13 protein-coding genes are annotated in these 14,154 nt (G+C 75.5%); 5 read left to right on the forward strand and 8 right to left on the reverse strand.

What is annotated here, in order from left to right; genetic code table 11:
- The first annotated feature begins 15 nt into the window (after positions 1-15).
- The 3 genes from QUV83_RS01885 to QUV83_RS01895 are packed head-to-tail and all read left to right on the forward strand — an operon-like array spanning position 16 to position 2,790.
- Positions 16-789, forward strand: a complete 774-nt coding sequence (locus tag QUV83_RS01885; protein ID WP_289562081.1) for a maleylpyruvate isomerase N-terminal domain-containing protein — start codon at positions 16-18, stop codon at positions 787-789.
- A gap of 40 nt (positions 790-829) precedes the next feature.
- Positions 830-1,792 (forward strand): zinc-binding dehydrogenase, encoded by a 963-nt coding sequence (locus QUV83_RS01890; RefSeq protein ID WP_289562083.1) that lies wholly within the window; start codon positions 830-832, stop codon positions 1,790-1,792.
- A gap of 29 nt (positions 1,793-1,821) precedes the next feature.
- A complete protein-coding gene (locus QUV83_RS01895; protein WP_289562085.1) occupies positions 1,822-2,790 on the forward strand; it encodes an alpha/beta hydrolase in 969 nt (322 codons plus the stop codon).
- A 25-nt stretch (positions 2,791-2,815) separates the two neighbouring features.
- Here the strand turns inward: QUV83_RS01895 and QUV83_RS01900 are convergent, their stop codons facing one another.
- Positions 2,816-4,426, reverse strand: a complete 1,611-nt coding sequence (locus tag QUV83_RS01900; RefSeq protein WP_289562087.1) for a hypothetical protein — start codon at positions 4,424-4,426, stop codon at positions 2,816-2,818.
- A gap of 278 nt (positions 4,427-4,704) precedes the next feature.
- Complete coding sequence (locus QUV83_RS01905; protein ID WP_289562089.1) at positions 4,705-7,620, reverse strand: FAD-binding and (Fe-S)-binding domain-containing protein; 2,916 nt, start codon at positions 7,618-7,620, stop codon at positions 4,705-4,707.
- A 138-nt stretch (positions 7,621-7,758) separates the two neighbouring features.
- Here QUV83_RS01905 and QUV83_RS01910 point away from each other — a divergent pair, with 138 nt between their 5' ends.
- Positions 7,759-8,313: a hypothetical protein gene (locus QUV83_RS01910; protein ID WP_289562091.1), complete on the forward strand. Its 555-nt coding sequence runs from the start codon at positions 7,759-7,761 to the stop codon at positions 8,311-8,313.
- 7 nt (positions 8,314-8,320) lie between these two features.
- Here the strand turns inward: QUV83_RS01910 and QUV83_RS01915 are convergent, their stop codons facing one another.
- The 4 genes from QUV83_RS01915 to QUV83_RS01930 are packed head-to-tail and all read right to left on the reverse strand — an operon-like array spanning position 8,321 to position 11,258.
- Positions 8,321-8,572: a FeoC-like transcriptional regulator gene (locus tag QUV83_RS01915; protein WP_289562092.1), complete on the reverse strand. Its 252-nt coding sequence runs from the start codon at positions 8,570-8,572 to the stop codon at positions 8,321-8,323.
- The gene (gene feoB / locus QUV83_RS01920; protein WP_289562094.1) at positions 8,569-10,497 is read right to left on the reverse strand and encodes a ferrous iron transporter B; all 1,929 of its coding nucleotides are present in this window, start codon (positions 10,495-10,497) and stop codon (positions 8,569-8,571) included. Before feoB ends, QUV83_RS01915 begins: the two co-directional genes overlap by 4 nt.
- Before the next feature lie 38 nt (positions 10,498-10,535).
- Entirely contained in the window at positions 10,536-10,763 is a 228-nt protein-coding gene (locus QUV83_RS01925; RefSeq protein ID WP_289562097.1) for a FeoA family protein, read from the reverse strand.
- A gap of 57 nt (positions 10,764-10,820) precedes the next feature.
- Positions 10,821-11,258: an OsmC family peroxiredoxin gene (locus QUV83_RS01930; RefSeq protein ID WP_289562099.1), complete on the reverse strand. Its 438-nt coding sequence runs from the start codon at positions 11,256-11,258 to the stop codon at positions 10,821-10,823.
- A 194-nt stretch (positions 11,259-11,452) separates the two neighbouring features.
- Between QUV83_RS01930 and QUV83_RS01935 the strand changes: the two genes are divergently transcribed.
- Complete coding sequence (locus tag QUV83_RS01935) at positions 11,453-12,052, forward strand: hypothetical protein (protein WP_289562101.1); 600 nt, start codon at positions 11,453-11,455, stop codon at positions 12,050-12,052.
- Between the two features lie 22 nt (positions 12,053-12,074).
- Here QUV83_RS01935 and QUV83_RS01940 read toward each other — a convergent pair whose 3' ends face one another.
- A complete protein-coding gene (locus QUV83_RS01940) occupies positions 12,075-13,217 on the reverse strand; it encodes an ATP-binding protein (protein ID WP_289562105.1) in 1,143 nt (380 codons plus the stop codon).
- Positions 13,214-13,942 carry a TorD/DmsD family molecular chaperone gene (locus QUV83_RS01945; RefSeq protein ID WP_289562107.1) on the reverse strand — a complete coding sequence of 243 codons (729 nt, stop codon included), beginning with the start codon at positions 13,940-13,942 and terminating at the stop codon, positions 13,214-13,216. The genes QUV83_RS01940 and QUV83_RS01945 overlap by 4 nt, the downstream gene beginning before the upstream one ends.
- Between the last annotated feature and the right edge of the window lie 212 nt (positions 13,943-14,154).

Below are 14,154 nucleotides of genomic sequence, written 5' to 3' on the forward strand. Positions count from 1 at the left end.
CGCAAAGATGTCCGAATGACGAGCATCCCGGCGCCGCCCTCCCCCGAGCTCGCCGCTGCCGCCGAGGCGCTCGGCGCCCAGTGGGCGGCCCTGCGACCGTGGATGGGCGCGCAGGTCGACGCCCCCACCGGCGCGGAGCCCAGCATCCTCGCGGGCTGGACCGTGGCGCACCTCGTCGCCCATGTCGGCCGCGCGCTCAACGCGCTCACCGCGCTGGAGCCGGCGCCGGCTGGGACTGTGCCGTTGGCGCTCGGCGAGTACGTGGCCGGGTACGGCGCCAGCGCCGAGTCCATCGCGCAGGGAACCCGCGACCTGGCCGAGTCGATGTCCGGCGACCTGTGGGGCGGCGTCGACTCGCTCGCCGCCGAGGCGTTCGCGCACCTCGACGACCTGGGCCGGGTGGACCGGGTGGTCGTCGCGCGCCGCGGCCCGATCCGCCTGGGCGACATGGTGACCTCCCGGGTGATCGAGCTCGTGGTGCACGCGGACGACTTGCAGCGGTCGGTGGACCGGGTGCGCACCAGCCCCAGTGGCGCCGAGCTGCTCGAGCGCGGGGCGCCAGGGCCGGGCCCGATCGAGCCGGGGGCGCTCGAGCTGGTGTCGCAGGCGCTGCTCGACGTGCTGGTGGCCCGCGGGGGCTGGAGCCTGGAGGTCGTGGACCCGCTGACGTGGGTGCGGCTCGCCGCCGGGCGCATCCACTACGACGTGGACACGCTGTCAGCCGCGCTGCAGGCGCCGTACACCTCGGACGCGGTTCCCGACCTCGGCAGGGTGCTGCCGCTGTTCTGACCAGCCGCGCCCCGAGGCTACTGCGGGGTACGGTGCACAGATGCTCGCCGCGTACGCCGCCCGGACCAGCCCCGACGACCCCCTGAGCGCGCTGGAGGTCGGCGACCGCCCGGCGCCGGTGGAGCGCGAGCACTGGACCACCGTGGACGTCCGCGCCGCGAGCCTTAACCACCACGACCTGTGGTCGCTGCGCGGCGTCGGGCTGCGCTCCGACAAGCTGCCCATGATCCTCGGCACCGACGCCGCAGGGGTCACGCCCGACGGCCGGGAGGTCGTGGTGCACTCCGTCATCGGCGGCGCCAGCGGCCACGGCGTGGGCCCCGACGAGCCCCGCAGCCTGCTGTCCGAGCGCTACCCCGGGACGCTCGCCGAGCAGGTGTCCGTCCCCACGTGGAACCTCGTCGACAAGCCCGCCGGGCTGTCCTTCGTCGAGGCCGCCTGCGTGCCGACCGCCTGGCTGACCGCCTACCGCATGCTGTTCAGCAGCGGCCGGGCCACCCCCGGCCAGCGGGTGCTCGTCCAGGGCGCCGGGGGCGGGGTCGCCACCGCGGCGGTGCTGCTCGGCGCGGCCTCCGGCCTCGAGGTGTGGGTCGCGAGCCGCGACGAGGGCCGTCGGGCGCGCGCCCTCGAGCTCGGCGCCGCGGGGGCCGTGGCGTCCGGCGAACGACTGCCCGACAAGGTCGACCTCGTCCTGGAGACCGTCGGCGCCGCGACCTGGGCGCACTCCGTCAGCGCGCTGCGCCCCGGCGGCACCGTCGTGGTCGCGGGAGCCACCACCGGCGACCCCGACGCCGCACTGCTCCAACGCATCTTCTTCCTCGAGCTCAACGTGGTCGGCGTGACCATGGGATCCCGCGACGACCTGGTGCACCTGCTCGCGCTGCTCGGCCGCACGGGCCTGCGCCCACTGGTCGACGCGACCTATCCGCTCGCGCAGGCGCACGCTGGACTCCAGCGCCTGCATGAGGGCGCGCAGTTCGGCAAGGTCGTCCTGGAGGTCTGAGGCGCCTTCGGGCCTGGGGAGGGGAACACATGGCCGGTCGATGGGGTCCCGACGTGCTCGGACCCGACTACCGCGCCCGCACCCTGCCGCTCGAGCCCGACGACGAGGGCGAGGTGGTCGCCACCCTGGTGCGCCACACGCCGCCGAGCCCCGAGGCGCTGCGCCCCTCCCGCAGCGTGCTGTACGTGCACGGCTGGTCCGACTACTTCTTCCAAACCGAGCTCGCGGAGTTCTGGCACCGGCACGGCGCCGCCTTCTACGCCCTCGACCTGCGCAAGTACGGCCGCAGCCTGCGCCCGCACCAGACCCCCGGTTACGTCGACGACCTGCGGACGTACGACGAGGAGATCGAGGCCGCGATCGAGCAGATCCGCCGCGACCTCGGATCCCGCTCACGGTTGCTGATGATGGGCCACTCCACCGGCGGGCTCGTGTCCGTGCTGTGGGCGGACCGGCACCCCGGCGAGGTCGACTCGATCGTGCTCAACAGCCCCTGGCTCGAGCTGCAGGGCTCCGCTGTGCTGCGCCACGTGAGCACCCCCGCGATCCACCAGTTGGCAAGGTTCAACGCCCGTGCGGCGCTGCCCAACATCGACCCCGGCTACTACGCCCGCACCCTGCGCGCCGCCGACGGCGGGGAGTGGGAGTACGACGAGCGCTGGCGGCCCGTCCCGGCCTTCCCCGTCCGGGCGGGCTGGCTGCGCGCCATCATGGACGGGCACGCGCAGGTGGCCCGGGGCCTGGACATCCAGGCCCCAATCCTCATGGCGGCCTCCAGCCGATCCTCGATCAGCCCGCGCTGGAGCGAGGCCATGCGCGCCTCAGACTCCGTGCTCGACGTCGAGCTGCTCGCCCGGCGGGCCGTGCAGCTCGGCTCGGTGGTGACCATCGCGCGGATCCCCGGGGGCCTGCACGACCTCACGCTGTCCAGGCCGCCGGTCCGCGCCCGGTTCTACGCCGAGACCAGCCGCTGGCTCTCCGCCTACGGCTGGGGCTGACCGAGCGAGCCCGCGCGCGCCGCGCTCAGATGCCGGTGGCCTCGAGCAGCGTCGGGCCGCCGTCGCCGAGCCGCCATGCGCGCCACCCGTCGACGACGCCCTCGACATCCGCGGCGGCCGCTGCGGCCTCGTCGGGGTCGGCGTGCAGGTGACCGCCGGGCAGCTCGATCAGGCCGTCGAGCCGGAGCGTCGCGACGAGCCGCTGGCCGCGCCGCGCGCGGAACCACACCAGCGTCAGGTCGGATCCCCGGCCGTCGGCCAGGGCGGCCAGCGCGGGATGCGAGCGCAGGGCGGGCTGCGCCGCGGCGCCGCTCCACGGGAGCAGGTCCGCCGGCGGAGGCACCGGCGAGGACGACCGGGAAGCCGAGGCTGTGACGGCGCCCCAGGCGCTCGCCTCCGGGGACGCGCCCTCAGCGCGGCCCGGCGCCGAGATCGGCGTGTAGCCGCTCGTCGAGTCGGCTGCCGAGCGCTGGCTGACCAGTGGCGTCGCCGACGTGGCGGGGCGCGATCCGTCACCGGGTGCGGCAGGGCTGGGACGGGCGGCGGCCCAGTCGGGAGCCACCCGCTGCATGCCCGTCGGGGCCAGGTCCGGCCACTCGCTGGCGGGGTCCCGGCGCCGAGACACTGGCCGGTGCGCGGCGACGTCGAGCAGGCCGGCGACGGGGTGGGCGCCCGTGGCGGGGTGCGCGGGCTCCCACCGGTCCGCCGAGGGGCGCGTGCGCTCCAGGTCGTCGTCGAAGTCGTCCAGCAGCCCGGCGGGCAGCACGATGGTCTCGTCGATCCTGGCGCTGGCCGGTGTCGGCCGGGCCGGGGTGGGATAGGCGACCTCGGTGCGGCGCCCGGACTCCGGGCGGCGGGGCTCGGCGACGTAGGGCGCGGGAGCGGGCACCTCCACCGACGCGACAGGCAGGGGCGCCAGGGGCGTCTGCGACGTGGCGGGCTGGCTCAAGGGGGAAGCCATCGGCGCCGGCACAGTGGCCTGGGCCGCGGTGTGGGCGTGCCGGGTCGCGGCGTCCGTGGCCGGATCGCCCGTGCGGGCCGATGGCAGCGCTGTGGGCTCGACGGCCCGCCGCGCGGTGGCGTCGTCATGCGACCACGCGGACACCTGCACGAAGCGGCGGCCGTCGGCGCCCTGCACCACACCCGTCTGCAGCACCTCGACGTGTCGCCCGATCGAGCGCAGGAACGCCACGGCGTCGCCGACCTCGGACGCCACCTCGGCGCACACCAGCACCAACCGGACAGTGCCGTCCGCGGAACCGCCCCGCATCGGGACGCGCTCCCGGAACGCCGCGAGGTCCGCGTCGAAGGCGCTGCGCCCGCCGTCATAGGCGCGCAGCACCTCGCCGCGGGTGCGGGTGGCGGCCGTGCCCGCGTGGTTCAGGGCCCGCACCAGCGCGGGGCCGTCCAGCACCGGCGCGGTCTCGACCACGACGGGCCGCCCGGCGGCGTCGAGCGCGAGGAGCTGGGTCCCCTCGGGCGCGGTGCGGGTGGTGACGGGGAAGAGCTCCTCCCCGACCAGCGCGGTCAGGTGCTCGGTGACGAGCGCGGAGGCATCAGGGGTGAAGGTCCCGGCGGCGGGCTGCATCGGCTGGACGAGGAGGGGGCGTCCCTCGTCGAGCTCGAAGATCGGCATCTGCTCCTGCTTCCTTGGCGCGGCGGCGGGCTCAGCGTGCGGTCGTCCTCATCTGACGTCGGCCGAGAACCCTGCGGCACGGGCAGTCTGGCACGTCAGGGCGATCCGGTCGGGCGGCGGTCGCCCGCATGGCCGAACCTGCACAGGACGTCCACTGGACGTGCGTTCAGGGTAGTCGGGGGCGTCGATGCCGCGCCCCACCCGCAGGCTGCCCCGGCGAGTCGCCCGAGGTGAGGGCCGTGCGAGGCGCGGGCGGACGCGTCGACGCCGGTCCCCGATCAGGTGGCTCGGGCAGGCAGGTGCGCGGCCAGCAACTCGGCCAGGTGGACGCCCTGCACGTCGGCGAGCTGATCGGCCTGCGTGCGGCAGGAGAACCCGTCGGCGAGGAACACGTCCTGCGGCCCGGCCTCGCGCAGCGCGGGCAGCAGCTCATGCTCGGCCACCGCGACGGACACGTCGTAATGGCCCTTCTCCATGCCGAAGTTCCCGGCCAGCCCGCAGCAGCCCGCGAGCGTGCGGAACTTCGCGCCCGCCTGCGTGAGCAGCGTGCGGTCGGCCGTGTACGTCATCACCGAGTGGTGGTGGCAGTGCGGCTGCACCACGGCCGTCACGTCGGACAGGTCCGGCAGGGTCCAGCCGGACTCGGGCTCGGGCGCGGGGCCGATGGGCGCCGGGGCCATGAGCAGCTCGGCGAGGGTGTGCGTCTGGCGGGAGACGGCCACCGCGCGCGGGTCGTCGGGCAGCAGGTCCAGCAGGTCGGAGCGCAGCACCGCCGTGCAGGACGGCTCCAGCCCGACGATCGGGATGCCGTTGACGGCGTACGGCCCCAGCACGCCCAGTAGCTCGGTGAGCTTCTTGCGGGCAGCCGGGAGCTGGCCCGTGGTGATCCAGGTGAGCCCGCAGCACGCGTCCGCCTCGGGCACCAGCACGTCGTAGCCGGCGGCGCGCAGCACCCGGACGGCGGCCTGCGGCACCGACGGGGACAGCGAGTCGCTGAACGAGTCGGTCCACAGCAGCACCTTGGGGCGCGGCGAGCCCGTGGCCTGCCGGTCGCCCGTCTTCCGCTGCTCGCGGCGCCACCAGGTGCGGAACGGGGTCGGGGCGAACGTCACCATGTCCCGCCGGGTGTCCATGCCCCCGGCCCCCAGCACGACCTTGGCGAGCGGGCGCCAGCCCAACGCGGTGTTCGCGAGCCGAGCGAGCCCCGGGACGCTCGTCACCAGGCGGGTCCAGCGCGGCAGCCAGCCGAGCACGTAGTGCGTCACGGGGCGCAGCCGCCGGTGGTACTTGCGGAACAGCACCTCCGACTTGTACTGCGCCATGTCCACGCCCGCCGGGCAGTCCGACGAGCACGCCTTGCAGCTCAGGCACAGGTCGAGGGACTGCTCCACCTCGGGCGCCGACCAGCCGCGGGTGACGAGCGTGCCGTTGGCCATCTCCTGGAGCACCCGGGCGCGGCCGCGCGTCGAGTCCTTCTCGTCGCGGGTGGCCAGGTACGACGGGCACATGAAGCCGCCCGACGCGGTGGTGTCCGCCCGGCACTTGCCGACGCCCACGCACCGGTGCACCGCCGTGGTCATGTCCCCCGCGTCGTGCTCGAACGAGAAGCCGCCGTCGCGGCCGCGCAGGGCCGGCAGCGGGTGGGCAGCGGGCCGGCGCAGGTCCGCGTCGAGCGGGCGGGGGCTCACCAGCACGCCCGGGTTGAGCAGGTCGCGCGGGTCGAACAGGGCCTTCATGGCGCCGAACGCCTCGATCGCGCGCGGCGAGTACATGACGGGCAGCAGCTCGCTGCGGGCGCGGCCGTCGCCGTGCTCCCCCGACAGCGACCCGCCGTGCGCGGCCACCAGATGCGCGGCGTCCGTCATGAACGCGCGCAGCGGGTCGCCGGAGCGCTCGAGCGGCACGTCGAGCCGCAGGTGCACGCAGCCGTCGCCGAAGTGCCCGTAGGCCAGCCCGTCGACGCCATGCGACGCCATCAGCGCCTCGAGCTCGCGCAGGTACGCGCCGAGCCGGGCGGGCGGCACCGCGGAGTCCTCGAATCCAGGCCACGCCTGCTCGCCCGAGGGGGTGCGGCCGCCGAGCCCGGCGCCGTCCTCGCGGATCCGCCACATCGCGGCGGCCTCGGGTCCCGGCGGGTAGACCTGCACGGCGTCGGTGGCGGCGTCGGCCGCGAGCGCCCGCGCGTTGTCCATCGCCTCGTCGAGCGTCGGCCCGCCGACCTCCACCATGAGCCAGCCGCCGCCCGTGGGCAGATGCGGCACGGCGCTGGCCCCGCGGACGCGGCGGACGACGTCGACCAGCCGGGCGTCCATCCCCTCGATGGCCAGCGGCTGGTGTGCCAGCAGCGCGGGCACGGCGTCGGCGGCGGTGGGCATGTCCGGGTAGCCGAGGACGACCAGCACGGGCGCGGCGGGGACGGGCACCAGGTTGACCGTGGCGCCAAGGATCGTCACGAGGGTCCCCTCGCTGCCGACCAGGGCCTTCGCCAGGTCCGCGCCCCGCTCGGGCAGCAGGTGCTCGAGCGAGTACCCGGACACCTGGCGGCCGAAGCGGCCGAGCTCGGTGCGCAGCGTCTCCAGCTCGCGGCGCACCAGCTCGTCGAGGCCGGGCACCGGGTCCAGCCCGCGACCGGCGAGGAAGCGCCGGCCCAGGCCGTCCACCACGTCGAGCTCGAGCACGTTGTCCGCGGTGCGGCCGAACGCCACGGCGCGCGGGCCGCACGCGTTGTTGCCGATCATCCCGCCGAGGGTCGCGCGGGCCTGCGTGGACGGGTCCGGCCCGAAGCGGAGCCCGAACGGCGCGGCCTGCTTCTGCAGGTCCGCCATGATCACGCCCGGCTCGATGCGCGCGGTGCGGGCCTCCGGGTCGATCTCCAGCACCCGGTTCACATGGCGGGAGAAGTCGATGACGATGCCCGGGCCCACGGCGTTGCCGGCGACGGACGTGCCGCCACCGCGCGACGTGATCGGCGCCCCGGCCTCGCGGGCCACCTCGAGGGTCGCGAGCACGTCGTCCACGTCGCGCGGGAACACGACGACCTGCGGCGGCACGCGGTAGTTGGACGCGTCGGTGGAGTACTCGGCGCGGCGGCGGGTGGAGTCGTCCACCGCCCCCCGCACCACGGCGCGCAACGCGTGCACGAGGTCGGTGGCGGGCTGGTGCTCAGGGGGCGTGGGGGCCGTCACGATCGACACGACGGCAGTCTCCCACCGTCGGCTCCCGCGCAGGCCCGCCGGGCCGTCCCTCGGACGGCCGCGCCCAGGCCAGCGCCCGCGCGAGGTTCACCCCCCAGGGTGATCGTCCCGGGGACGCGACCTGCCGATGACCCCCACATGACGGTGACCGCACGGCATGCGCGCGACCGGCGCGCCCCGCTGATCCCGTCACCCCGCACCGCCGCGGGGCGTGCGAACCCCGACGCGCGCCCTGCGGTTCGCCCACTCGACCCAGCCGACCTGCACTGGATGCAGGAGTGCCGCCGCCACCTGCACGGTCCCGGCGCGGACCTCGACGACCTGGGCCAGCTCAGCGCGGTGTTCGACACGTACGCCGCGGCCTGGCACGCCACCGATCCGGCGCTGCGCTGGGACCCGCGGCCCACCACCACCGCCGCGGCGATCGCCGTGGGCGACCTGGTGATCCGCGGCGCGGCGGGCGCGCACTGGGTCGCCGTGGTGGACACCCGTGTGCTGGCGCTGGCCCACCCGTCCACCACGGCGCTCGAGCTGCCGTTCCAGGCCGTGACCGCCGCATGGGCCGCGGGGCGGCCCGGGGCGCTGCCCGAGCTGGTGGAGGAGCTGGTGGGGCGGACGCTGCGGCGCGCCGGCGCCCTGCACGAGCCCGCCCGCCTGTCCGGCGCGCTGCGGCTGCTGAGCCTGCGCCGCTGAGCCTGCCCTACCGGGGCTGCGCGATCGGGCACCCCGCACAGCCGGAGGGCAGTGCGGCGCGGGCCTGCTCGTCACCCGTCGGGCAGCCGCCACCGCACCGCTGGGCGAGCACGTCATGCGCCCGGTGCACCACCCCGAGCCGCTCCCAGTGGTCCACCATCGCCTCCGCGAGGCCCGGGTCGATGCCGAGCCGCCGCGCGATGCCGTCGCTGGTGGCGCCGGTGCGGGCCTCCCGCAGCACGTCCGCGAGCACGCTCACAGCAGCCTGCCCACCTGGAACACCGCCACCGCCAGCATCCACGCCACGGCGAGCTGCACCAGCATCGCGCCCCCAGTCCACCGGGCGCCGAACAACCGCTTCTGCTCCGCGAGCGTCGCGACGCACGGCGTGTACGCGAGCACGAACACCATGAACGCCGCCGCCGCGGCAGCCGCATGGCCGCCCGACGTCTCCTCGAAGGTGGCACGCATCTGCGCGCCCAAGTCGCCGGCCTGGGTGGGGTCGGAGGGCTCGTCGACCGCGTAGGTCTGCGCGAACGAGCCGACCACGACCTCCTTGGCCACGAACCCGGTGACCAGGGCGGCGGCGGAGTGCCACTCGCCGAAGCCGGCGGGCGCCAGCGCCGGCGCGATGGCCTGCGCGGTGCTGCCGTACAGGCTGTCCTGCACGGGCACGTCGCCCACCGTGTGGCCGCCCGTGACAGGGATCGCGAGCAGCACCCACACCGCCGCGAGCGTCACCATGATGACGCGCCCCGCCTTCGACACGAACGCCCGGGTGCGCAGCCACGCCGAGAGCAGCAGCGCCCGCACGCGGGGCCGCTGGTAGGCGGGCAGCACGAGCACGAACGGCTCCTGCTTCAGGTCCCGGAACGCCGTGCGGCGCAGCGCGAGGCCGCCCAGCACGATCAGCGCGACCGACGCCACGTACATCACGAAGATCGCGGTGCCCGCGTTGTCCGGGAAGAAGATGCTCGCCAGCAGCAGGTACACGGTCAGCCGCGCGGTGCAGGACGCGTAGGGCACCAGCAGCCCGGTGAGCAGGCGCTGCCGGGCATGCGGCAGGGTGCGCGTGGCGGCGAGCGCGGGCAGGTTGCACCCGAAGCCGACGACCAGCGGCAGCACCGCGCGCCCGTCCAGGCCGAGGGCCCGCATCGCGCGGTCCGCCACGAACGCCGCCCGGGCCAAGTAGCCGCAGTCCTCCAGCAGGGCGATGGCGAGGAACATGACGGCCATCAGCGGCGCGAAGGACAGCACCGTGCCCACGCCGGCGAGCAGCCCATCCACCACGAAGCCCTGCAGCCACGCCGGGCCGGGGATGAGGAAGCGCGCGGCGTCCGACATCGGGCCCGCCACGAAGTTCGCGACGGCGTCCATCAGCGGCGCCGCCAACGACGTCGCGAGCTGGAACAACAGCCAGGCCACGGCCAGGAACACCGGGACGCCCACCCACGGGCGCAACAGCACCCCGTCGACGCGGTCGGAGGCCGTGCGGGCCTGCGGCTCGGGCGCCGCGAGCTGGCGGGTGACCTCATCCACCCAGCCGAACAGCGCCTCGGCCCGCGCGAGCCCGGCGGCGACGTCCGCGTCGGCGCTGGCGGCCGCCGGCTCGACGCCGCGGACCCGGGAGGGCTCCGTCAGCGCGGCCTCCACCGTGCGCGTGAGCGTGCTGACGCCGTCCCCGGTGCGCGGGTCCACCGCCACCACCGGCACGCCGAGCACCTCCGCGAGCCGATCGGCGTCGACGGGGATGCCCCGCGAGGCCGCGACGTCGGTCATGGTCAGCGCGACCACCAGCGGGCAGCCCGCCTGCGCGACCTGGGCCAGCAGGTACAGCGAGCGGGACAGTCCCGCGGCCTCCACGAGGACGACCGCCAGATCCGCGGCGCCGAGCGGGCCCGTCCCGGCGACGGCCTCCGCGGCGACGCGCTCGTCGGGCGAGCGGGCCAGCAGGCTGTACGTGCCGGGCAGGTCGATCAGCCGCACGGGGGCGCCGTCCGTGCGGGCCTTCCGCCACACGCCGACCTGCAGCTCGACAGTGGTGCCCGGGGCGTTCGTGACCTGCTGACGGGCGCCCGTCACCGAGTTGAACAACGTGGACTTGCCGACGTTCGGATTGCCGACGAGCAGCACCGACGGCGCGTCGCGGACCTCCGTGCGGCCCCCGCCGCGACCCGAGGACACCGGGCCAAGAGCGTCCTCGGGGCCGGCTCCGTGACAGCTCACGGGAGCACGGGCTCGACGTGGATCCGGGCGGCCGTCTGCCCGTCCACCGCGAACCTCTGCGCGCCGATGGCCACGACCCGCCCACCGAAGGCCGCCCGCTGGGTGACCCGCACGACGGCGCCGACCCGCAGCCCCAACTCGTTCATCCGCAGGCGCATCGACTGCTCGGTATCGAGGTCGACGACCCGCGCGCGAGCGTCCACCGGCGACTGTGCGAGGTTCATGCAGGTCACGCTATGACTGAGGCAAGGCTGCCCTCAGGGACGGAAGTCCCCCGTGGGTCAGGCGAGCGCCGCGTCGAGGGTGATCTGCGTGCCGGTGAGCGCCTTCGACACCGGGCACGTGGTCGAGGCGAGCTCCGCCGCGGCGACGAACTGGTCGTTGTCGAAGCCGTCGACAGTCCCCCGGACGGTCAGCTTGATCTCCGCGATGCGGAACCCGCCCTCCGGGTCGGGGCGCAGCGTGGCGTCCGCCGTCACGTCGAAGGACTTCGGCGTGCCGCCGGCCTCCGCCACCACCGCCGAGAGCTGCATCGCGAAGCAGGACGAGTGCGCCGCGGCGATGAGCTCCTCCGGGCTCGTGACCCCGCCCGCGTCGTCGGCGGCACGACGGGGGAACGAGACGTCGAACGAGCCGACGCCCGAGCTGGCCAGGCTGACGGTGCCAGCGCCCTCGTTGAGCGTGCCGTGCCAGGCCGTGCGCGCTGTGCGGGTTGCCATGTGAGTCTCCTCAGTCGACGCCTCTGGGGCCGATCGGCCCCGCCGACACGGTAGGTCGGAACGCCCCAGTCGGCGACGTGAGCCTGGAAGCCGGCCCCGGCCGAAGGTCACGCGGGGCGCCCCCGGACGAGGCCTAGCCTCGAGGTGGACCACCAGGAACCGACCGGCGCAGCCCCGCCGACCCAGGAGCATTCGTGACGAACCCCGGATTCACCGCGCAGGTCGCGCTCGTCGCCCTGCAGCGCGCCGCCGCATGGGACGCCCTCGCCGACGTGCTCGACGAGCCGACGCCCGAGCTGGTCGAGCGCCTGCGCTCAGGAGAGCTCGTCGAGACGTGGCGGACCGGCGTGGCCTGGCTCGGCGCGGACGCCACGACCGTCGGCTCGCCGCTGCTGAGCCTCGACGTGTTCGTGCGCGGCGCGGCGCGCAGGACCGCCGAGGACGACCTCGCGATGCTCATGGCCGAGCACCCCCAGCTCGTCGGCCCGGACCTGCCCGCAGTACGGCGCCTGCATGACGTCGCCGAGCTCTGCCGGGACGAGTCGCGGGCGTGGGCCGAGGGCGACCTCGAGACCGGCAAGGCCCTGCGCGCCGGGCAGCGCGTGTTCCTCGACGAGCACCTCGTCGACGTGCTGCCCGAGGTCGGCAGGCGCCTCGTGCAGGACTCCCGCAGGGAGCTGTGGCGGGCGCTCGGGCGGCTGCTCCTCGCGTTCCTGTCCGCGGAGTCGGGCCGCGACTACCAGCGCTCCGTGCTGGGCGAGACGGGCCGGCGCCGAGTCGACCCGGCAGGCTGACCGCCGGGCCAGCCGGTGGCCGTCACCTCGTGGGGACGGCCACTCCGGGGGGCAGCGCCGAGCCGAACGGGTTCTTGCGGCGGTAACTGCACACCTGGCACCACCGCTCCCCGCTCGTGGTCGGGAACTGCGTGCCGCACCGCGTGCACGTCGCGGTGCTGACCGTCGCGACACCGCGCGTGGAGTCCGTGAGCAGGTCAGACCAGCGCCACTGCCCCGCGACGCTCAGCACATCCGCCGGGCACAGCTCGACACAGCGTTGGCAGCCGTCGCATGCGGACGGGCTCTGCAGCAGCGTGCTGATCGCGACGGCCCCGCCCCCGTTGTGCTGCAGGGTGAGCGCCTGCGTGGGGCAGGCCTGGACGCACACGCCGCAGGCGGTGCAGCCTGGCGCGGACAGCACCACGGCGGGGCTGTTGACGTCGTCGAGGCCGTCACGGGGGGCCTGCGCCGGCGTCGGGGCCTCGGCTGGCGCGGCGACTCCTGGTGCGGCGGGGCCTGGCGCGGCGGGGCCTGGCGCGGCGCCCGCCGAGGCGGTGCTTGTCGGCGCGGTGCTCGTCGGCGCGGTGCTTATCGGCGTGGTGGCGGCCGTCGCTGTCGCGGCCGGGTCCGCCGACGCGGCGACGGCAACGCCCGGGGCGGCCAGGGCACGCACAGCAGCGGTCAGACGCACCTGCGGCGCGGCGTGCATGTCCGGCAGCGCGCGGGACACGTCGACGCCCAGCCCGAGCAGCCGACGACGCGGCACGGGCAGGTGGGCGCCATCGAGCACAGGCCGGGGGCGGTGGACGCGCCGGCCCCGCAGGCCCCGACCCTTCTTGTCGGCCTGGCCCGGGGCGTCCGCGGCCGGCTCGCCGCCCTCGACCCGCAGACGGTCGACCCCCGCCGCGTGCAGCACGCGGGCGACAGCCTCGACGTTCTGCGCGGACGCGTCCGGGTCGGCGCACCCGTCGAGGCGCACGGTCACCGTGCGGGCCCCGACGAGCAGCAGCTCGGCGAGCTCATGCCAGGGGAGCTGGCTCGCGCACACGGTCAGGCGCACCACTGTGCGGGCCCGGTCCCCACGGGACGGGTCGGGGTGCTCGGCGCACACGAGCTCGAGGTCGGGCTCCTCGGGCTCGTGGCGGAGCCAGACCTGGAGGGCGTGCAGCGGGCCCGACGTCATGGGGCGAGCAGGAACGCCGTCCGTGCGGCGGCGAGGGTCCCGCGACCCAGTCGGGCGACGCCCTGGTAGAACGACGTCGTCGCGCCGTCCACAGCCTGCTCGAAGCAGGTCGGGCCCCAGACGAGCAGGTGCTCGGCGAGGAAGGAGCGCACGGCGACCAGGTGGCGCGTGGCGGAGGCGTCGTCGTGCGCGTCGAGGAGGTCCAAGGCCCGGACGCACAGCGTCGACAGGAAGCTCAGCTCGAGCGCGATGTGGTCGTCCGGCTCGCGGTTCAACCGGGGGGCGGCCAGGCCGAACTCGGCGTACGCGGCCCGCACCTGCATCGTCTCCCGCTCGAAGACCAGGCGATCCTGCGACCGGTGCACCGACTCGTACGGGGGCGCGATCATCGGCTCGGGTCCGAAGAACAACCGGTTGTAGTCGCGGCGGATGACCTCGACTGACTCGTCGGCCTGCGCGGACGCGCGCAGGAGCTCCAGGCCCTCGTGGGTGTCCTCCTCGTCGGGCAGGGGCCAGTCGGCGAGGAGCTCGGCGTCGCGCATGCGCGTGACGAGCTCGGCGTCGGGGGCCGCGACCAGCAGGCCGGACAGCGCGGTGAAGGCCGCGGCGAACCGGTCGAGCGTCTCGCCGAGCTGCTCGCGATCAGCGAGGAGGAGGTCCACGGAGCCGGCGCCGTTGGGGTCGGGATCGTGCGTGCCCTGCTGGATGGACTGGTCCGTCGTCATTGCGATGTCTCCTCGTGGCCGGCGGCTCGTGGGGCCGTCCTGACGCATCCCCATGGTGTCCGAGCCGTTGGCTGCGGATGTGGGCCCTTCGCCCCACCACTGGCCGCCACCGGCCACCATCGGCCGGCGGCGACGCGAATGGCCCGCACCCTGGTGGGGGTGCGGGCCATTCGCTATGCCGTCGCCGCCGCGAGGGGCGGGGCTCGGCGGTA

Source organism: Cellulomonas cellasea (genome assembly GCF_030372105.1).
Lineage (GTDB): Bacteria > Actinomycetota > Actinomycetes > Actinomycetales > Cellulomonadaceae > Cellulomonas_A > Cellulomonas_A cellasea_A.

What these genes read in the sequence shown, in the direction of transcription:
- QUV83_RS01885 (WP_289562081.1), top strand. Translation starts at nt 16, where the DNA reads ATGACGAGCATCCCGGCGCCGCCCTCCCCCGAGCTCGCCGCTGCCGCC.
- QUV83_RS01890 (WP_289562083.1), top strand. Translation starts at nt 830, where the DNA reads ATGCTCGCCGCGTACGCCGCCCGGACCAGCCCCGACGACCCCCTGAGC.
- QUV83_RS01895 (WP_289562085.1), top strand. Translation starts at nt 1,822, where the DNA reads ATGGCCGGTCGATGGGGTCCCGACGTGCTCGGACCCGACTACCGCGCC.
- QUV83_RS01900 (WP_289562087.1), bottom strand. Translation starts at nt 4,426, where the DNA reads ATGCCGATCTTCGAGCTCGACGAGGGACGCCCCCTCCTCGTCCAGCCG.
- QUV83_RS01910 (WP_289562091.1), top strand. Translation starts at nt 7,759, where the DNA reads ATGACGGTGACCGCACGGCATGCGCGCGACCGGCGCGCCCCGCTGATC.
- QUV83_RS01925 (WP_289562097.1), bottom strand. Translation starts at nt 10,763, where the DNA reads ATGAACCTCGCACAGTCGCCGGTGGACGCTCGCGCGCGGGTCGTCGAC.
- QUV83_RS01930 (WP_289562099.1), bottom strand. Translation starts at nt 11,258, where the DNA reads ATGGCAACCCGCACAGCGCGCACGGCCTGGCACGGCACGCTCAACGAG.
- QUV83_RS01940 (WP_289562105.1), bottom strand. Translation starts at nt 13,217, where the DNA reads ATGACGTCGGGCCCGCTGCACGCCCTCCAGGTCTGGCTCCGCCACGAG.
- QUV83_RS01945 (WP_289562107.1), bottom strand. Translation starts at nt 13,942, where the DNA reads ATGACGACGGACCAGTCCATCCAGCAGGGCACGCACGATCCCGACCCC.